The organism is Streptomyces sp. NPDC058697 (assembly GCF_042715345.1).
In the GTDB taxonomy this organism is placed as follows: domain Bacteria; phylum Actinomycetota; class Actinomycetes; order Streptomycetales; family Streptomycetaceae; genus Streptomyces; species Streptomyces liliifuscus.
In genome coordinates this window covers 239,187-258,360 of record NZ_JBHXSU010000012.1, presented here as the reverse complement: position 1 = coordinate 258,360, position 19,174 = coordinate 239,187, and the positions used below count along the sequence as shown (strand labels likewise).

Sequence of the window (19,174 nt, the reverse complement as noted above, 5' to 3'; positions counted from 1 at the left end):
ACGTAAGGGGTGACCACCTGAAGGTGGCCGCCCCTTCAGCGTGCCCGGCCGCAGCCGGGACTCAGGACCACCGCACACGCACACTCAGGCCACCGCACACGCACGTTCAAAGCGAAGGGGGTGTCCACCCGACCCGGGTGGACACCCCCTTCCGGCTTTGCCGAGCCGGAAGGGCTCAGCCGCTGCTCTGCCCCGACGGCCGTCCTGACGGGCGCCGCACGAGCGCCGTCCAGCGGGCCGTGGCCCGCGACTTCAGCGCGATCCAGCCATCGGACGCCGCCCACGCCACCCGTACAGCCGAGCGTGGTGCGAGCAGTGCGCGCAGACGCGTACCGCGGCTGACCGTGGCGTGCAGGCCTGCGGTCATCCGGCGTACGTCATCGGCGAGACCTGCGGTCGGCCGGGGATGTGGCGCGTACAGGACCTGCTCAACCGCGTCGGCGATCCGGTGGACGGAGGCCGCGGCCTCCGGTTCGAGATGCCCGATGCGGACGATCCGTGCCGCCGCCTTGCGGGGCGTCTGGGAGTCGTCGGGCGCTATACCGAAGTCCCACGCCGTATCGGTCACCTCCTGCCAGGCCGCCAACGTGGCGGCCGCGGCGTCCGCCTCGGTCCGTCCGTGCGAACCGAGCCGCACGGACCGGGCCCGCATCCGCCACAGCATCGGCAGCAGCGGTACCGCGAGCACGGCGAGCCCCGCCAGGGTGAACGCGAGGATCGCGAACCACGGCGGTCCGTCGTCCGTCGAACCGAACGCCGCCTGCGGAGACTCGCTGCCGCAGGGCTGCTCCAGCTTCTTCTCCGCCGCCGTGCAGCTCTCGCTGCTCGTCGGTTCGGCGGACGGCGCCGAGGACGAGGAGCGCGAGGGCAGGTCCGGGTTGGGGAGCGTGGTGCCCGGCGTGTCCGTGCGGGTGTACTCCGGAACCGTGCCCCGGTTCGGGGTCGGCTCGAAGCGGGTCCAGCCCACGCCCTCGAAGTACAGCTCGGGCCAGGCGTGCGCGTCCCGCAGGCCCACCGAATTCGTGCCGTCGGCCTGCGGCGAGCCCGGTGTGAAGCCCACCGCGACACGGGCCGGGATGCCCAGCGTGCGGGCCATCGAGGCCATCGCGAAGGAGAAGTGGACGCAGAAGCCCTCCTTGTCCCTCAGGAAGCGCGCTATGGCCTGCGATCCACTGCCGACCTGCACCTCCGTGTCGTAGGTGAAGCCGCCTTCCAGGGCGAACCAGTCCTGGAGCTTCACCGCGCGCTCGTAGTTGTTGGCCGAGCCGGCCGTGACCTCCCGGGCCGTCTCCGCCACCACCGGAGGCAGTGACCCGGGGACCTTGGTGAACTCGCGTCTCAGCGCCGCGGGTGCCTCCGGCGCGTTGGCGAGCTGCTCCGCGGTCGGCTGCACTATCAGGCTCTTGACCGTGTACTCCAGGCCGCGGGTGGTCTGCCCGTGGTCGCCCACGAGCGTGCGGCCCACGGGCTCGTACCGCCACTTGCCGCCGATCCCCACCGCGCTGGCGGGGTAGGGCATGGGCAGCCAGTCCTGCGCGTACCAGTCCGCCGCGGAGATCCTCGTCTGGATCTCGGTGCGCCGGACGTCGTCACTGAGGCCCGGCGGTGTCGGGAACGACCCGGGGACGTCGTCGACATGGCGCTTGGCCGGCTTCCACGCCGTGCCGTCGAACTCGTCGAGCGAGACGATCCGCAGATAGAGGTCCTGCGTGTCCTCGGAGTTGGTGCGGTACGACATGACCTCGCGGTCCTCGTCCACGTTCAGGCTGTCGCGGAGCGAGACCAGCGGGTTCACCGCGGAGATCGTGCCGCCACCGCCGGAACCCGTGCCGACGCCCGCTCCGGTGCCGTCCAGCAGACCGCCGTCGAGCGCGGGCAGGGCGAGCGGCACCACCAGGGCGATACCGAGCGCGACGGCACCGATGCGCCGCCCCGTGCGGATCGGCGCGACCGCGCCCGCCGAGTCGTCCGTCCCCGGAGTCCGGGGACCGCCGCCGAAGACCCGGCCCCACTGCGAGAGCCGGTCACGTCCCTCGGCCAGCAGCAGCACCAGATAGCCGGCCGCCGCCAGCACGAACCACAGCCAGCCGGCGCCACCGCCCTCCGAGAGACCCGCGGCGACCGAGTAGAGCGCGAGCAGCGGCAGTCCGGCCGGGGCCGCGCTGCGGAACGTCACCGCGAGGGCGTCCACCGCGAGCCCGATGACCACGACCCCGCCGACCAACATCAGCCGGATACCGGGGGACAGCGGAGCCGGGATCGAGTACCGCCCGACATCGTCCCCGCCGGCCTGCAGCAGCTCCCCGAAGTGGCGGAACGCGTCCGGGCCCGGCACGAGCCCCGCGATGGCCTGCTCGCGGGCGAAGAACAGCGTCAGCAGCGTCAGCGTCACGAGCGCCTGTACCGCGATCGTCACCGCCCGCGCCAGGGGCACCCGCCGGGTCGCCGCCCCCACCGCGGTCTGCACCCCGAGCAGGAACGCCGCCTGAAGGATCCAGGTCGCCGGATCGACCAGCGGCAGCAGAGCGCCGGCCGCCATCAGTGTCGCCGCCACGGCGCACAGCGCGAGTCGCGCGCGCCCGCTCATGAGCCACCGCCCCCTGCCGTGCTTCCCGTCGAAGCGACCCCGTTGCGCTGACGGTCCGCCTCCCGCCACAGGTCGGCCAGGCTCGTGCCCGGCGGTACGGCCAGGGCGGTCCAGCCCGCCTCGCGCAGCATCCGAAGCCGCTCCTCGCTCTCTTCGTCGGCCGCGCCGTGCACCCACGTCTCACTGTCCAGCAGGAAGGCCACCGCCCCGCCGCTGCGCTGACGCATCTTGGCGAGCACGGTCGCCTGCTCCTCGTCCAGGTCGCCGAGGAAGGCCACCAACAGCCCCTCGTTGCCGCCCCGCAGCACGTCGTACGCCCGGGACAGGCCCGTACCGTCGGAGTGGTCGATCACCGCGAGGGTGTCCATCATCAGCCCGGCGGCGTCCGCGGACTCCTGGCTGGCTCCGGCGAATCCGTCGGCGCCCTCGCCGGGCACCGAGGTGCCGGTGTCGGTCAACAGCCGTACCGAAAAGCCCCGCTCGAGCATGTGCACCAGCGTGGACGCCGTGCCCGAAACCGCCCATTCGAAGGCCGAGTCCGGGCCCGCGCCGTCGAAGGCGATGCCCCGGGTGTCCAGGAGCACCGTGCAGCGGGACCGCTGCGGCTGCTCCTCGCGGCGCACCATCAACTCGCCGTAGCGCGCGGTCAGACGCCAGTGGACCCGGCGCAGATCGTCGCCGTAGCGATAGCCGCGAGGTATCACGTCGTCCTCGCCGGCCAGGGCGAGCGAGCGCTGCCGCCCGTCGCCGTACCCCTTCGCCTCGCCCGTCAGCCGCACCGGCGGCAGCGCCTCCACGCGCGGGATGACGGTCAGGGTGTCGTACGTCGAGAAGGAGCGGGTCAGTTCGCACATCCCGAACGGGTCGCTGAGCCGCAGCTGCAGGGGCCCCAGCGGATAGCGGCCGCGCAGGTCCGAGCGCACTCGGTAGGACACCTCGCGACGGCCGCCCGCCTCGACCCGGTCCAGTACGAACCGGGGCCGCGGCCCCAGCACGTACGGAACCCGGTCCTGGAGCATCAGCAGGCCGGTGGGCAGCCGCGAGACGTTGTCCATCCGCAGATGGACCCGCGCCTCGGACCCCGAGGGCACCCGCCCGGGGGAGAGGCGACGGCTGCCGGCGACCCGGTAGCGCGTGCGGTACAGCACGGTCGCGCAGACCAGTGGCAGCACGGCGAGCAGCAGCCCGACCCGGAGCAGATCGCTCTGCCCCAGGACGTACGCGCAGATCGCGGCCGCGATGCCGGCGGCCAGGAAGGACCGCCCGCGCGTGGTGAGACCGGCGAGTGCCGTACGCAGCCCGCCCTTGTCCTCCTCGGCCTGCGCCGCCGGCATCCCCCCGGTGGTCATCACAGCCTCCGGGGCGGCTGCTGGCCGAAGGCGGACGAGCCCCGGCCCATCGACAGACCGCCGGGCGCCGGGGGCGCCGCGGGCACGGGCGTGCGCTGGAGGATCTCCAGGACGACCTGCTCGGCCGTACGACGGTTCAACTGCGCCTGGGCGGTGGGCAGCAGCCGGTGGGCCAGGACCGCCACCGCGAGGGCCTGGATGTCGTCCGGCAGCGCGTACTCCCGGCCGCTGAGGGCCGCGGACGCCTTCGCCGCGCGCAACAGGTGCAGCGTGGCACGCGGCGAGGCGCCGAGTCTCAGATCCGGGTGGTTGCGTGTGGCGCCGACCAGGTCCACGGCGTACCGCCGCACCGGGTCGGCGACGTGGACGTTGCGGACCGCGTCGATGAGCTTCACGATCTCGTGCGCGTGCGCCACCGGCTGGAGGTCGTCCAGCGGGGACACACCGCCGTGGATGTCCAGCATCTGCAGCTCGGCCTCCGCGCTGGGATAGCCGATGGAGACCCGGGCCATGAAACGGTCGCGCTGCGCCTCCGGCAGCGGGTAGGTGCCCTCCATCTCGACCGGGTTCTGCGTCGCCACCACCATGAACGGGCTGGGCAGCTCGTAGGTCGTGCCGTCGATCGTGACCTGGCGCTCCTCCATGGACTCCAGGAGCGCCGACTGTGTCTTGGGCGACGCGCGGTTGATCTCGTCGCCGATCACGATCTGCGCGAAGATCGCGCCCGGTTTGAACTCGAAGTCCCTGCGCTGCTGATCCCAGATGGACACACCTGTGATGTCCGAGGGCAGCAGGTCGGGCGTGAACTGAATACGCCGCACTGAGCAGTCGATGGACCGCGCCAGTGCCTTGGCCAGCATGGTCTTGCCGACGCCGGGGACATCCTCGATCAGAAGATGCCCCTCGGCGAGCAGTACGGTCAGCGAAAGCCGCACGACCTCAGGCTTGCCCTCGATCACTTCCTCCACCGAACTGCGGACTCTCTCCACAGTGGCGGTCAGATCTGTAAGGCTCGCTCGATCGTCATAGGTCGTCACCCGGCCCTCCTCGGCCCGTTCTTTCCCGGGCCGACGCTCTGCGATGCGGACCGGCCCACCCCGAAACACGGACACCACGCGCGAATAGTTCCGCGTGACGCCACACCCGCATTCTTGTTGCCGTTACCTGTTCGTGTCACTCGCCTGTGGATAACTGGCCGCGATATGTCACGGCCTGGGGCCTTTGAGAGGGTCCAACTCGCGTCAGGTGGGGTCTATCTCACGCAGCAGGCCCGTCTTCACATCGAACACGAAACCACGTACGTCGTCCGTGTGCAGAAGGAATGGGGAGGTGCGCACCCGCTGCATGGACTGCCGGACGTCCTGTTCGACGTCCCGGAAGGCCTCCACGGCCCACGCCGGGCGCTGGCCGATCTCCATCTCCAGGTCGTGCCGGAACTCCTCGGTGAGGGACTCCAGGCCGCAGCCGGTGTGGTGGATCAGCACGACACTGCGGGTGCCGAGCGCGCGCTGGCTGATGGTGAGGGAGCGGATCACGTCGTCGGTGACCACGCCGCCCGCGTTGCGGATGGTGTGGCAGTCGCCGAGCTCCAGGCCCAGCGCGTCGTGCAGGTCGAGGCGGGCGTCCATGCACGCCACGACCGCGACGTGCAGTACGGGACGGGCGTCCATGCCGGGGTCGGTGAACGCGGCGGCGTACCGCTCGTTCGCCTCCACGAGGCGGTCGGTGACGGTGCCGCCGTCGGACATGGCGTCTCCGGAGTCTGTGGGAACGGATGCGGAAGTCGTCATATCTATGACGGTAGTGGTCACACGCCGTCCGGGCCTGCTGTGAGAGGGGACAAAGAACATCAATGAGCGTTGTTGTGAGGTAACCCACAAGGGTGGATCGACTACGCCCGTACGGGTGGAAAAACCCGGTTTGGTGCTTCATCCGGGCCGAGAGTCGCGACGCGCAGGCCGGTTCGTTGACCGCGGGAGACCGTGGACTAAAGTGACGCGAAGCGGGAGACCGACGCTCTCCCTGCTGGACTGCTACCCCCGGAGGACCGGTGACGAGCCGGGATCTCCCCACGTGCGCGGCGCGTACGTACGGCTCGGCCTCCTCCCGCTCCCGGTCGGCTGACGCTTCCGGCGCCGGCAGGCCTCCCCTTCACGGAGCGGGCGGGGACCCGGCGGTGCGTGCGCGCCGTGCCGGACCTGAGAGGGCCCCTTGACCCAGAGCCGACATGTTCCGGTGATGCTCCAGCGATGCCTGGACATGTTGGCACCCGCGCTGGAGAGGCCGGGAGCGGTCGTCGTCGACTGCACGCTCGGCCTCGGAGGCCACAGCGAGGCCCTGCTCAGCCGGTTCCCGGAAGCCCGTCTCGTCGCCCTCGACCGCGACAAGGAGGCGCTGCGGCTCTCCGGAGAGCGGCTGGCCCCCTTCGGCGACCGGGCCACCCTGGTGCACGCGGTCTACGACGAACTCCCCGATGTGCTCGACCGCCTGGACCTACCGCGCGTCCAGGGAGTCCTCTTCGACCTCGGCGTCTCCTCCATGCAGCTCGACGAGGCCGACCGCGGCTTCGCGTACGCCCAGGACGCCCCGCTCGACATGCGCATGGACCAGACGACCGGCATCAGCGCGGCCGAGGTGCTCAACACCTACCCGGCGGGCGAACTCGTCCGGATCCTCCGGGCGTACGGCGAGGAGAAGCAGGCCAAGCGGATCGTGTCAGCGGTCGTGCGCGAACGCGACAAGGAGCCCTTCAGCAACAGCGCGCGGCTCGTCGAGCTGATCCGCGACTCCCTGCCGCAGGCCGCCAAGCGCACCGGCGGCAACCCCGCCAAGCGCACCTTCCAGGCACTGCGCATCGAGGTCAACGGCGAACTCACCGTCCTGGAGAGGGCGATCCCCGCAGCCGTGACGTCACTCGCGGTCGGCGGCCGGATCGCCGTGCTGTCCTACCACTCCCTGGAGGACCGGCTGGTCAAGCAGGTGTTCGCCGCGGGAGCCGCCAACACCGCACCGCCCGGCCTGCCGGTCGTCCCCGAGCGCTACCAGCCCCGGCTCAAGCTTCTGACGCGCGGTGCCGAACTCCCCACCGAGGAAGAGGTCGCGGAGAACCGCCGCGCCGCCCCGGCGCGGCTGCGCGGGGCGCAGCGCATCAGGGAGGACGCCGAGTGACGGGAGGGTGTGTGAGTTGGACGACCGAACTCACCGGACGCGTGGATCGAGAGCCCGGACCCATCAGTCGAGAACGCCGGCTCACCGGGAGGGTGAGTGAGTAGCAAACCCGAACTGAGAGGGCGGGCGGCCCGGCTCGCGCGACTCTTCCCCACGGGCCCCGGACAGGCCGCCCGCACCCCCTTCGTGCTCCTGGTCGTGCTGCTGCTCGGCGGCGGCCTGATCGGGCTCCTGGTCCTGAACTCCGCGGTCAGCGAAGGGTCGTTCCAGCTCGACGACCTCCAGAGGGACACCAAGAGCCTCACCGACGAGGAGCAGGCGCTCCAGCGGGACGTGGACGCCTACTCCGCCCCCGACGCCCTCCAGCGCCGCGCCCGCGAGCTGGGCATGGTGCCCGGCGGCGACCCGGCCTTCCTCAACCCCGACGGCAGCGTCCGCGGTGTTCCCAGCGCGGCCGCCGAGCAGTCGTCCGTGTCGGCCCCCGTGATCCGCCCGCCCGACGTGCTCCTCCCCGCGCCGGCTCCGACGCCCACCGAGAGCCAGGAACCGGCCGGGCCCCCGACGCCCGCCGAGGCCCCGGCGCCCGCCGCGCCCACCGCGGCACCCGAGCCGCTCGCGGAGACGGTCACGGAGCCGTCCCCCCAGCCCACGCAGCCCGCTACGAATCCCGGCAGGTGACGGAAGTGTCCGACAGGGAACCCCCGCGCCGCCGGGTGCCGTCGCCCGCCAGGCCCGTACGGCCAGGCAGTCAGCGTCGGCCGGGGCCGGGCGCACGCCCCGCCCGCCGTCCTGCTCCCTCCCGGGGCCAGGGCCCGCGCGCCATCCGCCTCGGCAGCCCCCGCCCGCGACTGCGCCTGGTCAGTCTCGCCCTGGCCCTCGTACTGATCGCCTTCGTCGTCCGGCTCCTCCAGGTGCAGGCCGTCGACGCGAGCGAGTACACGGCCAAGGCAGAGAAGAACCGGTACCTCAGCCGCACGCTGGCTGCCGAGCGCGGCGGGATCACCGACCGCAACGGCGTCGACCTGGCGATCAGCGTGGACGCCAACGACATCACCGCCGACCCCACGCTGTTCACGCGCAAGGCGACGAAGATCGGCGACGCCCCCGAGCAGGCCGCCGCCCTGCTCGGCCCGATCCTCGACAAGGACCCCGACGAACTCGCCGCGAAGCTCCGGACCAAGAACACCCGGTACGTCGTGCTCGCCCGGCGCCAGACCCCCCAGGTCTGGACGCAGATCAAGGACCTGAAGAGCACACTCGCGGAGAAGGCCGGCGAGGACGGGTCGGAGGTGAACGTCCTGGCGGGCGTCCTCCAGGAGCCCAGCAGCAAGCGGGTCTATCCGAACGGCGAGCTCGGCGCCGGGATACTGGGCTGGGTCAACGCCGACGGCAAGGGCGGCGGCGGCGTCGAGCAGCAGCTGAACAAGGAGCTGTCGGGCAAGGACGGCGAGATCCGCTACGCCCAGTCCGGCGGCCGCCAGGTGCCGACCGCGGGCTCCACCGAGAAGCCCGCCGTGGCCGGTTCCGAGGTCGAGCTGACCATCGACCGCGACATCCAGTGGGCCGCCCAGAACGCCATCGCCGAGCAGGTGAAGGAGTCCGAGGCGGACCGCGGGTACGTCATAGTCCAGGACAACAAGACCGGCGAGATCCTCGCGATGGCCAACTCGCCCGGCTTCGACCCGAACGACCTCTCCGGCGCCGACGGGAACACCCTGCACAACTGGGGCCTCGAAGACGCCTACGAGCCCGGCTCGACCGCCAAGGTCATGTCGATGGCCGCCGTCCTGGAGGAGAACGCCGCCACGCCCGCGACGCACGTGACCGTGCCCAACCGGCTGCACCGCGGTGACCGGCTCTTCCGCGACGACATCGACCACCCGACCTGGTACCTGACGCTCAACGGCGTCCTCGCCAAGTCCAGCAACATCGGCACCATCCTGGCGACCGGCCAGCTGGGCAAGACGCAGCAGGAGGCCAACCAGGTCCTCTACTCGTATCTGCGCAAGTTCGGCATCGGCGACTACACGGGTCTCGGCTTCCCCGGCGAGACGAAGGGCATCCTCGCGCCCGCCGGCCAGTGGTCGACCTCCCAGCAGTACACGATTCCTTTCGGCCAGGGCGTGTCGATCAACGCGATGCAGGCGGCCTCCGTCTACTCGACGATCGCCAACGGCGGCGTACGGATCGAACCGACGCTGGTCCGCGGCACGAAGGGTCCCGACGGTCGCTTCACCCCGGCCGCCAAGCCCAAGGAGACACGGGTCGTCAGTGAGAAGACGGCGAAGACCCTGGCGCAGATGCTGGAGTCCGTGGTGGACGACCGGGAGGGTACGGGCACCAAGGCGCGTATCCCCGGCTACCGCGTCGCGGGCAAGACCGGCACGGCCAACCGTGTGGATCCGGCCACCGGCCGCTACCACGGCTATACCTCTTCCTTCGCCGGATTCGCGCCCGCGGACAACCCCCGGGTGACCGTGTACTGCGCGATCCAGAACGCCACCAAGGGGAGCTACTTCGGCGGTCAGATCTGCGGGCCCGTCTACAAGGAGGTCCTGGAGTTCGCCCTGAAGACCCTCCAGGTGCCGCCCACCGGGGCCCAGGCCGCCAGACTTCCCGTCACTTTCACGCCCTGACCAACCCTGACCAGCCCCGACCACCCCCGGCCGGGCCGTCATCGGCACCGACCGGAACGCCATGCTCCAGCACCCCGGATCACCGACCAGGAACAGCTCGTGACAACGATCACTCCCGACCCCGGGAACCGCGGCACGCCGCACACTCCGCCACGCCCCTCGCTTCGCTCCGGCGGGGGTGTGCCCGGTACGCTCACCGCCGTGCCACACGCTGATCAGTCCCAAACCACCCAGAAGGGCGTTCCTGTGACATATCCGGGGCCGCCGCGACCGGTTCAGAACTCCGCCACACCCCTCGCGGAGCTCGTGGCGGTAGTCGCCGATCAGTTGGCGGCCCCCGCGCCGCAGGGCGTGCAGGGCGCCGTCGAGGTCACGGGCATCACCCATGACTCCAGGGCCGTGCGCCCCGGCGACCTCTACGCCGCGCTGCCCGGCGCCCGGATGCACGGCGCCGACTTCGTGACGCAGGCCGCCGGCCTCGGCGCCGTCGCCGTGCTGACCGACCCGACAGGTGCCGAGCGCGCGGCGGCCACCGGTCTGCCGGTCCTCGTCGTCGGGGACCCGCGCGGGCAGATGGGCGAGCTGGCCGCCTCGATCTACGGCCACCCCGGCCGCGACCTGCTCCAGATCGGCATCACCGGCACGTCCGGCAAGACCACGACGGCGTACCTCGTCGAGGGCGGACTGAAGACGGTCCGCAGCACCGGGCTCATCGGAACCGTGGAGATGCGCATCGGCGACGAGCGCATCAAGTCGGAGCGCACGACCCCCGAAGCGACCGACCTCCAGGCCCTGTTCGCCGTCATGCGCGAGCGCGGAGTGGACGCGGTCGCCATGGAGGTCTCCAGCCACGCCCTGGTCCTCGGCCGGGTCGACGGCTGTGTCTTCGACATCGCGGTCTTCAACAACCTCAGCCCGGAACACATGGAGTTCCACTCCGACATGGAGGACTACTTCCGGGCCAAGGCACAGCTGTTCACGCCCAAACGCAGCAGGCTCGGCGTGGTCAACCTCGACGACGAGTACGGACGCAGGCTCGCCAAGGAGGCCACGGTGCCCGTGGTGACGTTCTCCGCGGAGGGCCACCCGGACGCCGACTGGCGGGCCGAGGAGGTCCAGGTCGGCCCGATGGACTCGGTCTTCGTCGCGGTCGGCCCCAAGGGCGAGCGCATCACCGCCAAGTCGCCGCTCGCGGGCCCCTTCAACGTCGCCAACACGCTCGCCGCGATCGTCGCCCTCGCCGTCGCCGGGCTCGACCCGCAGACCGCCGCGGACGGCATCGCCGCCGTACCGGGCGTGCCGGGCCGGCTGGAGCGCGTGGACGCCGGACAGCCGTACCTCGCGGTCGTCGACTACGCGCACAAGACGGACGCCGTGGAGTCCGTGCTGCGGGCCCTGCGCAAGGTCACCGAGGGCGAACTGCACATCGTCCTCGGCTGTGGCGGGGACCGGGACAAGACCAAGCGGAAGCCCATGGGCGCCGCCGCGGCCCGGCTCGCCGACACCGCCGTACTGACATCGGACAACCCCCGCTCCGAGGACCCCCTCGCGATCCTCGCCACGATGCTCGCGGGTGCCGCCGAGGTACCGGCGTACGAGCGCGGAGAGGTCCAGGTCTTCGAGGACCGGGCCGCCGCGATCGCCGCGGCCGTCGCCCGCGCACAGCCGGGCGACACGGTGCTGGTCGCGGGCAAGGGTCATGAGCAGGGCCAGGACATCGCCGGAGTGGTCCGTCCCTTCGACGACCGCCAGGTGCTTCGCGAAGCTATCCAGAAGACCCAGGGATGAACTTGTGATCGCCCTCTCTCTCGCCGAGATCGCCTCAGTCGTCGGCGGGCAGACACACGACATACCGGATCCGTCGGTCCAGGTGACCGGACGGGTCGTCAGAGACTCCCGTGAGGTGGAGCCAGGCAGCCTCTTCGTCGCCTTCGTGGGCGAGCGCGTGGACGGTCACGACTTCGCGGCGAGCGTCGTCGAGGCGGGTGCGGCGGCCGTGCTGGCGTCACGGCCCGTCGGCGTGCCCGCGATCGTCGTGGACGACGTCCAGACGGCCCTCGGTGCCCTCGCACGGCATGTCGTCGAGCGGCTCGGCGCGACCCTCGTGGCCCTCACCGGCTCCGCGGGCAAGACCAGCACCAAGGACCTGATCGCCCAGGTGCTGCAGCGCAAGGCGCCGACGGTCTACACGCCGGGCTCGCTCAACAACGAGATCGGGCTGCCGCTCACCGCCCTCAGCGCCACCGAGGAGACCCGGTTCCTGGTCCTGGAGATGGGGGCCCGCGGTATCGGCCACATCCGGTACCTCACGGGTCTGACGCCCCCCAAGGTCGGCCTCGTCCTGAACGTCGGCACCGCCCACATCGGCGAGTTCGGCGGCCGGGAGCAAATCGCGCAGGCGAAGGGCGAGTTGGTGGAGGGCCTGCCCCCGGCGGACGCGGGCGGCGTCGCGATCCTGAACGCCGACGATCCCCTCGTACGGGCCATGGCCTCGCGGACGAAAGCACGCGTGATCCTCTTCGGAGAGTCCGGCGAAGCGGACGTACGGGCAGAGAACGTGACGCTCATGGAGAGCGGACAGCCCGCGTTCAGGCTTCACACACCCTCCGGGTGCAGCGACGTGACCATGCGCCTGTACGGTGAGCACCACGTGTCGAACGCGCTCGCCGCGGCCGCCGTCGCCCATGAGCTGGGCATGTCCGCAGACGAGATCGCCACCGCGCTCTCCGAGGCGGGCTCCCTCTCCCGCTGGCGGATGGAGGTCACCGAGCGCCCGGACGGCGTGACGGTCGTCAACGACGCCTACAACGCGAACCCCGAGTCCATGCGAGCCGCCCTGCGCGCGCTCGCGGCCATGGGCAAGGGGCGGCGGACCTGGGCGGTGCTCGGTCAGATGGCCGAGCTCGGGGACGAGGCGCTCGCCGAGCACGACGCGGTCGGACGGCTCGCCGTCCGGCTCAATGTCGGCAAGCTCGTCGCGGTCGGGGGCAGGGAAGCGTCCTGGCTGCAACTGGGCGCATATAACGAGGGTTCGTGGGGTGAGGAGTCGGTGCACGTGTCCGACACACAGGCGGCGATCGACCTGTTGCGCAGTCAACTGCGCCCGGGAGACGTCGTACTCGTGAAGGCGTCCCGGTCGGTCGGCCTGGAGCGGGTCGCAGAGGCGCTGGTCGAGGGCACCGAGGGTGAGGTTGCCGTCCGATGAATCAGATCCTCTTCGCGGGAGTCATCGGCCTCTTCCTGACTCTCGTGGGCACCCCTCTGCTGATCAAGCTGCTGGCCCGCAAGGGCTACGGCCAGTACATCCGTGACGACGGCCCGCGCGAGCACCACGCCAAGCGCGGTACGCCGACCATGGGCGGTATCGCCTTCATCCTGGCCACGCTCCTGGCGTACTTCCTCAGCAAGGTGATCACCGGCCAGCCGCCGCGGTTCTCCGGAGTGCTGGTGCTCGGCCTGATGACGGGCATGGGCCTGGTCGGCTTTCTCGACGACTACATCAAGATCGTCAAGCGGCGGTCGCTCGGTCTGCGGGCCAAGGCCAAGATGGCCGGCCAGCTGATCGTCGGCGTCTCCTTCGCGGTGCTCGCACTGCAGTTCGCGGACAACCGCAACAACACCCCGGCCTCCACCAAGCTCTCCTTCGTGCAGGACTTCGGCTGGTCCATCGGCCCGGTGCTGTTCGTGGTCTGGGCGCTGTTCATGATCCTTGCGATGTCGAACGGCGTGAACCTCACGGACGGCCTGGACGGCCTCGCCACCGGCGCCTCCGTGATGGTCTTCGGCGCGTACACCTTCATCGGTGTCTGGCAGTTCCAGGAGTCCTGTGCCAACGCGCAGACCCTGACCAACCCGGCCGCCTGTTACGAGGTACGAGATCCGCTCGACCTCGCCGTCGTCGCCGCGGCCCTGATGGGTGCCTGCTTCGGCTTCCTGTGGTGGAACACCTCGCCCGCCAAGATCTTCATGGGTGACACCGGTTCGCTGGCCCTCGGCGGCGCGCTCGCCGGCCTCGCGATCTGCTCCCGCACCGAGCTGCTGGTCGCGCTGCTCGGCGGTCTCTTCGTCCTGATCACCATGTCGGTCGTCATCCAGGTCGGCTCGTTCCGTCTCACCGGCAAGCGCGTCTTCCGAATGGCACCGCTCCAGCACCACTTCGAACTCAAGGGGTGGTCCGAGGTCCTTGTGGTGGTCCGCTTCTGGATCATCCAGGGCATGTGCGTGATTGTCGGACTCGGCCTCTTCTACGCAGGATGGGCAGCCCAGAAGTGACCACCGCGTCCGACTGGCAGAGCATGAACATCACCGTCGCCGGTCTCGGCGTGAGCGGCATCAGCGCCGCCCGCGCCCTGGCCGGCCTCGGCGCGTCCGTCACGGTCGTCGACGGGGGCTCCTCGGAGGAACACCGGGAGCGGGCCGCCTCCCTTGAGGGGGAAGGCATTTCGGTACGCCTCGCGGACGCCGAGACGCTTCCCGAGGGCACCGACCTCGTGGTCACCTCGCCGGGCTGGAAGCCGGCCGGCCCCCTCTTCCAGGCAGCCGCGGAGGCCGGCGTGGACGTCGTCGGCGACGTGGAGATCGCCTGGCGCCTGCGCGGCCCCGACGCCGCCCCCTGGCTCGCGATCACGGGCACCAACGGCAAGACCACCACGACCCAGATGCTCGCCTCGATCCTGGCCGCCGCGGGCCTCCGTACGGCCGCCGTGGGCAACATCGGCACCCCGATCGTCGACGTGGTCCAGGAAGGCGACGACGCCTACGACGTACTGGCCGTCGAGCTCTCCAGCTACCAGCTCCACTGGGCGCCCTCGCTGCGCGCCCACTCCGCCGCCGTCCTGAACATCGCCCCGGACCACCTCGACTGGCACGGCTCCATGGAGGCGTACGCCGCCGACAAGGGACGTATCTACGAGGGCAATCGGGTCGCCTGCGTCTACAACATGGCCGACAAGGCCACCGAAGACCTGGTGCGCGGGGCGGACGTCGAGGAGGGCTGCCGGGCGGTCGGCTTCACGCTCGGCACCCCGGGCCCGTCCCAACTCGGCGTCGTGGAGGGCATCCTGGTCGACCGCGCCTTCGTCGAGGACCGGCACAAGCAGGCCCAGGAACTCGCCGAGGTCGCGGACGTCCATCCGCCCGCCCCGCACAACATCGCCAACGCCCTTGCGGCGGCGGCCCTGGCCCGCGCCTTCGGGGTGCCCGCGGCTGCCGTACGCGACGGTCTGCGGGCCTTCAAGCCCGACGCCCACCGCATCCAGCACGTGGCCGACGTGGACCGGGTCGCCTACATCGACGACTCCAAGGCCACCAACACGCATGCGGCGGAAGCCTCTTTGGCGGCGTACGAGTCGATCGTGTGGATCGCCGGCGGGCTCGCCAAGGGCGCGACCTTCGACGAACTGGTCGCCAAGTCGGCAAAGCGACTGCGGGGCGTCGTCCTGTTCGGCGCCGACCGGGCCCTCATCCGTGAAGCGCTCGCGCGACACGCGCCGGAAGTACCCGTGGTCGACCTCGACCGGACCGACACTGGGGCGATGCTCGCGGCGGTTCGTGAGGCCGCACGGCTCTCCGAACCGGGAGACACTGTCCTACTGGCGCCGGCCTGTGCGTCCATGGACATGTTCACCAACTACAACAAGCGCGGCGACGCTTTCGCGGAGGCGGTTCGCGAACTCGGCGCCGTCGACGGCTGACCCGGGTCCGCCTCGCCCGGCGGCGCCGGGCACACCTGGGAGGGACGCGTGACACGGATCCGGCTGGGGCTTCGTCGGTGGCTTTCCGCCGATGGCACGGCACTGCGCCGGCCCGTCCCGCCCGCGGGGCCCGAACGGTCCGGGGGAATCCCGGGCGAACGGTCCGGGGAGATTCCCGGCGGGACGCCCTTCCACGGCATGGCAGGTGCCGCCGATGTCCAGTAGCCGTACCGGGCGTCCTCCCGTCCAGCGGGCGCCCCGCCGGCCCGCCGGCCCCCGCCCCCCTCGTGACAACCCCGTAGGACGCCTCTACACGCGCGTACGGCGGGCCTGGGACCGGCCGCTGACCGCCTACTACCTGATCCTCGGCGGCAGCCTTCTGATCACCGTCCTCGGTCTGGTGATGGTGTACTCCGCCTCGCAGATCACCGCGCTCCAGCTGTCGCTGCCCGGGTCGTACTTCTTCCGCAAGCAGTTCCTCGCCGCCGTGCTCGGGGGTCTGCTGCTGCTCGCCGCCTCACGGATGCCGTCCAAACTGCACCGGGCGCTGGCCTATCCGATGCTGCTCGGCTCGGTCTTCCTGATGATCCTCGTCCAGGTGCCGGGGATAGGAGTCGCGGTCAACGGCAACCAGAACTGGATCTCGGTCGGCGGCCCCTTCCAGCTCCAGCCCAGTGAGTTCGGCAAGCTCGCCCTCGTCCTGTGGGGCGCCGACCTGCTCGCCCGCAAACAGGACAAGCGGCTGCTGGCGCAGTGGAAGCACATGCTGGTGCCGCTCGTTCCGGTGGCCTTCATGCTGCTCGGGCTGATCATGCTCGGCGGCGACATGGGCACGGCGATCATCCTCACCGCGATCCTGTTCGGGCTGCTGTGGCTCGCGGGGGCGCCCACACGGCTCTTCGGGGGCGTGCTCGCCGTCGCCCTGACCATCGGCTTCATCCTCATCAAGACCAGCCCGAACCGCATGGCCCGCCTCTCCTGCCTGGGGGCCACCGAACCCCAGTCGGGCCCCGTGGACTGCTGGCAGGCCGTGCACGGCATCTACGCCCTCGCCTCCGGCGGGCTCTTCGGCTCCGGCCTCGGCGCCAGTGTGGAGAAATGGGGGCAACTGCCCGAAGCCCACACCGACTTCATCTTCGCCATCACCGGTGAGGAACTGGGCCTGGCGGGGACGCTGTCGGTGCTCGCCCTCTTCGCGGCTCTAGGCTATGCGGGTATCCGCGTGGCCGGACGCACGGAGGACCCCTTCGTGAGGTATGCCGCGGGAGGCGTGACCACCTGGATCACGGCCCAGGCCGTGATCAACATCGGTGCGGTGCTCGGCCTGCTGCCGATCGCCGGCGTCCCTCTCCCGCTGTTCTCCTACGGGGGATCCGCCCTGCTTCCGACCATGTTCGCCATCGGTCTCCTCATCGCCTTCGCGCGTGAGGATCCCGCTGCGCGGGCGGCGCTTGCGATGCGGCAACCCCGCTTTGGCAGAAAGCGGGCTGCGGTGAGAGGCTCCGCAGGGGCCGCGGGGCCTCGGAGATGGAACACGATGCGACGGCGCGCCGCGGCGCGTTCGTCCGGAGAGCGGTGAATTTCGGTGCATGTCGTACTCGCCGGTGGGGGGACCGCCGGCCACATCGAGCCCGCGCTCGCCCTCGCGGACGCCCTGCGCAGGCAGGACCCGACCGTGGGTATCACGGCCCTGGGCACGGAGCGCGGACTCGAGACCCGACTCGTACCAGAGCGAGGCTACGAACTCGCGTTGATCCCCGCGGTACCGCTGCCGCGCAAGCCCACCCCCGAGCTGATCACCGTCCCCGGACGGCTGCGCGGCACGATCAAGGCGGCCGAGCAGATCCTTGAGCGCACCAAGGCCGACGCGGTCGTCGGCTTCGGCGGCTATGTCGCCCTGCCCGCCTACCTCGCGGCCAAGCGCCTCGGTGTGCCGATCGTGATCCACGAGGCCAACGCCCGCCCCGGCCTCGCCAACAAGATCGGTTCGCGGTACGCCGCCAGGGTCGCCGTCTCCACACCGGACAGCAAGCTGCGCGACGCCCGCTACATCGGCATCCCGCTGCGCCGCTCGATCGCCACGCTCGACCGGGCCGCCGTACGCCCGCAGGCGCGCGCCGCGTTCGGGCTCGACCCCTCCTTGCCGACCCTGCTGGTCTCCGGCGGCTCGCAGGGCGCCCGCCGCCTCAACGAGGTGGTCCAGCAGGCAGCTCCGTACCTCCAGCAGGCCGGTATCCAGATCCTGCACGCGGTCGGCCCGAAGAACGAACTGCCGCAGGTCCACCAGATGCCGGGGATGCCCCCGTACATCCCGGTACCGTACGTGGACCGGATGGACCTCGCGTACGCCGCGGCCGACATGATGCTCTGCCGCGCGGGCGCGATGACCGTCGCCGAACTCTCCGCCGTCGGGCTCCCCGCCGTCTACGTCCCGCTGCCCATCGGCAACGGCGAACAGCGGCTCAACGCCCAGCCGGTGGTCAAGGCCGGCGGCGGACTGCTGATCGACGACGCGGAACTGACACCGCAGTGGGTGCAGAGCAACGTCCTGCCCGTGCTCGCCGATCCGCACCGGCTGTTCGAGATGTCCCGCGCCGCCTCCGAGTTCGGCCGCCGGGACGCCGACGACCTGCTCGTCGGGATGGTGTACGAGGCGATCGCGTCACGCCGTTAGCGCGTGGCAGAAGGCAGGGGAGCGTGGCCGGACCGACCACCGCCGAACGCGGCGAACGGCAAGACCGACAGGATCCGGCCTCCGGCCCGCCCCGGCCACCTCTTCTCAAAAGGCTCCCGAAGCCTCGTAGGCTCATCATTCCGGTCGTCTGCCTCGCCCTGCTCGCCGCGGGCGGTCTCTGGGTGCTCTACGGCTCGCAGTGGCTGCGCGTGGAGCGCGTATCGGCTTCGGGGACACGGGTCCTGACGTCCGATCAGGTCGTCGAGGCGGCCGACGTTCAGGTCGGATCGCCGTTGATTTCAGTCGACACCGATGTCATTGAGGCAAGACTCCGCCAGAAATTGCCCCGAATTGACTCGGTTGACGTCGTGCGTTCCTGGCCCCATGGAATCGGGCTGAAAGTGATCGAACGCACTCCGGTTCTCATTGCCGAAAAGGGCGGAAAGTTCGTCGAAGTGGACGCCAAGGGCGTGCGTTATGCCACGGTTTCGCGCGCCCCGAAGGGCGTTCCCGCGCTGGAATTGACGGTGTCCCGGTCCGCGGGTCTGCGCCGCTTCGGGACCGACCGGCTGATGCGCGAGGCGGTGCGCGTCGCGGGTTCCCTTCCGGCCGCGGTCGCGCGTGACACCCAGGTCGTCAAGGTCCGTTCGTACGACTCCATCTCGCTGGAGTTGAGCGGCAACCGCACCGTGTTGTGGGGAAGTGGCGAGAAGAGCGGCGTCAAGGCCCGTACGCTCAGCGCTCTCATGAAAGCCGCTCCAGAGGCGCGGCACTTCGATGTCAGCGTTCCCACCGCCCCTGCGTCATCGGGGAGTTGACGCGCATCCGCGCAGGCCAGCACCCTGGTTGGGCAGCGCTACGGCTGATCACATAGGGTGAAAAGAAAAACGGGAGGTTCGGCGTGTTCGTTGAACGTGCGCCACTTGTCGACTTAGTGTCCTGTTCGGAAGAGTCCAAGGAACAGACACACTGGTAACCCTAAACTTCAGCGTTAGGGTTCGGGTCGGCGTTCGGACCGTCCCATTCGGCATCAGTCGTCGGATCGCGAACGTGCGAGGCGGCGACAC

General features: G+C 70.7%; 14 protein-coding genes. 10 read left to right on the top strand and 4 right to left on the bottom strand.

The genetic code is table 11. From position 1 onward, the window contains the following. Positions 1-175 precede the first annotated feature (175 nt). The 4 genes from ACFWXQ_RS27495 to ACFWXQ_RS27480 all read right to left on the bottom strand — a co-directional run bounded on the left by ACFWXQ_RS27495 (position 176) and on the right by ACFWXQ_RS27480 (position 5,726). Entirely contained in the window at positions 176-2,587 is a 2,412-nt protein-coding gene (locus tag ACFWXQ_RS27495; protein ID WP_386269395.1) for a DUF3488 and DUF4129 domain-containing transglutaminase family protein, read from the bottom strand. Next, a complete protein-coding gene (locus ACFWXQ_RS27490; RefSeq protein ID WP_383937066.1) occupies positions 2,584-3,936 on the bottom strand; it encodes a DUF58 domain-containing protein in 1,353 nt (450 codons plus the stop codon). Before ACFWXQ_RS27490 ends, ACFWXQ_RS27495 begins: the two co-directional genes overlap by 4 nt. After that, positions 3,936-4,973, bottom strand: a complete 1,038-nt coding sequence (locus ACFWXQ_RS27485) for an AAA family ATPase (RefSeq protein WP_383937067.1) — start codon at positions 4,971-4,973, stop codon at positions 3,936-3,938. The genes ACFWXQ_RS27490 and ACFWXQ_RS27485 overlap by 1 nt, the downstream gene beginning before the upstream one ends. Before the next feature lie 204 nt (positions 4,974-5,177). Continuing rightward, positions 5,178-5,726, bottom strand: a complete 549-nt coding sequence (locus ACFWXQ_RS27480) for a beta-class carbonic anhydrase (RefSeq protein ID WP_383937068.1) — start codon at positions 5,724-5,726, stop codon at positions 5,178-5,180. Positions 5,727-6,147: 421 nt separating this feature from the next. Between ACFWXQ_RS27480 and rsmH the strand changes: the two genes are divergently transcribed. From rsmH to ACFWXQ_RS27430, 10 genes are all read left to right on the top strand, one after another. Further along, positions 6,148-7,104 carry a 16S rRNA (cytosine(1402)-N(4))-methyltransferase RsmH gene (gene rsmH, locus ACFWXQ_RS27475; RefSeq protein ID WP_326761040.1) on the top strand — a complete coding sequence of 319 codons (957 nt, stop codon included), beginning with the start codon at positions 6,148-6,150 and terminating at the stop codon, positions 7,102-7,104. Positions 7,105-7,200: 96 nt separating this feature from the next. Next, positions 7,201-7,782 (top strand): septum formation initiator family protein, encoded by a 582-nt coding sequence (locus tag ACFWXQ_RS27470; protein ID WP_383937070.1) that lies wholly within the window; start codon positions 7,201-7,203, stop codon positions 7,780-7,782. A gap of 5 nt (positions 7,783-7,787) precedes the next feature. After that, positions 7,788-9,740: a penicillin-binding transpeptidase domain-containing protein gene (locus ACFWXQ_RS27465; protein WP_383937072.1), complete on the top strand. Its 1,953-nt coding sequence runs from the start codon at positions 7,788-7,790 to the stop codon at positions 9,738-9,740. Positions 9,741-9,839: 99 nt separating this feature from the next. Further along, complete coding sequence (locus tag ACFWXQ_RS27460; RefSeq protein WP_383937074.1) at positions 9,840-11,528, top strand: UDP-N-acetylmuramoyl-L-alanyl-D-glutamate--2,6-diaminopimelate ligase; 1,689 nt, start codon at positions 9,840-9,842, stop codon at positions 11,526-11,528. A gap of 4 nt (positions 11,529-11,532) precedes the next feature. Further along, the gene (gene murF / locus ACFWXQ_RS27455; RefSeq protein ID WP_361920433.1) at positions 11,533-12,945 is read left to right on the top strand and encodes a UDP-N-acetylmuramoyl-tripeptide--D-alanyl-D-alanine ligase; all 1,413 of its coding nucleotides are present in this window, start codon (positions 11,533-11,535) and stop codon (positions 12,943-12,945) included. Further along, entirely contained in the window at positions 12,942-14,012 is a 1,071-nt protein-coding gene (gene mraY, locus ACFWXQ_RS27450; RefSeq protein ID WP_200398828.1) for a phospho-N-acetylmuramoyl-pentapeptide-transferase, read from the top strand. Before murF ends, mraY begins: the two co-directional genes overlap by 4 nt. Continuing rightward, positions 13,994-15,433, top strand: coding sequence for a UDP-N-acetylmuramoyl-L-alanine--D-glutamate ligase (gene murD / locus ACFWXQ_RS27445; protein ID WP_383937077.1), 1,440 nt, complete (start codon positions 13,994-13,996; stop codon positions 15,431-15,433). Before mraY ends, murD begins: the two co-directional genes overlap by 19 nt. 214 nt (positions 15,434-15,647) lie before the next feature. Beyond that, on the top strand, positions 15,648-17,012 hold the full coding sequence (ftsW, locus tag ACFWXQ_RS27440) for a putative lipid II flippase FtsW (RefSeq protein WP_055612096.1): 1,365 nt from the start codon (positions 15,648-15,650) through the stop codon (positions 17,010-17,012). A gap of 6 nt (positions 17,013-17,018) precedes the next feature. Beyond that, positions 17,019-18,107 carry an undecaprenyldiphospho-muramoylpentapeptide beta-N-acetylglucosaminyltransferase gene (murG, locus tag ACFWXQ_RS27435; protein WP_055612097.1) on the top strand — a complete coding sequence of 363 codons (1,089 nt, stop codon included), beginning with the start codon at positions 17,019-17,021 and terminating at the stop codon, positions 18,105-18,107. A 23-nt stretch (positions 18,108-18,130) separates the two neighbouring features. After that, positions 18,131-18,925 (top strand): cell division protein FtsQ/DivIB, encoded by a 795-nt coding sequence (locus ACFWXQ_RS27430; protein WP_383937079.1) that lies wholly within the window; start codon positions 18,131-18,133, stop codon positions 18,923-18,925. Positions 18,926-19,174 lie beyond the last annotated feature (249 nt).

Excerpts from the sequence above, each read along its gene's own strand:
- murD (WP_383937077.1), top strand. The coding sequence starts at position 13,994 with ATGGGCAGCCCAGAAGTGACCACCGCGTCCGACTGGCAGAGCATGAAC.
- mraY (WP_200398828.1), top strand. The coding sequence starts at position 12,942 with ATGAATCAGATCCTCTTCGCGGGAGTCATCGGCCTCTTCCTGACTCTC.
- ACFWXQ_RS27480 (WP_383937068.1), bottom strand. The coding sequence starts at position 5,726 with ATGACGACTTCCGCATCCGTTCCCACAGACTCCGGAGACGCCATGTCC.
- ACFWXQ_RS27490 (WP_383937066.1), bottom strand. The coding sequence starts at position 3,936 with ATGACCACCGGGGGGATGCCGGCGGCGCAGGCCGAGGAGGACAAGGGC.
- ACFWXQ_RS27495 (WP_386269395.1), bottom strand. The coding sequence starts at position 2,587 with ATGAGCGGGCGCGCGCGACTCGCGCTGTGCGCCGTGGCGGCGACACTG.
- ftsW (WP_055612096.1), top strand. The coding sequence starts at position 15,648 with ATGTCCAGTAGCCGTACCGGGCGTCCTCCCGTCCAGCGGGCGCCCCGC.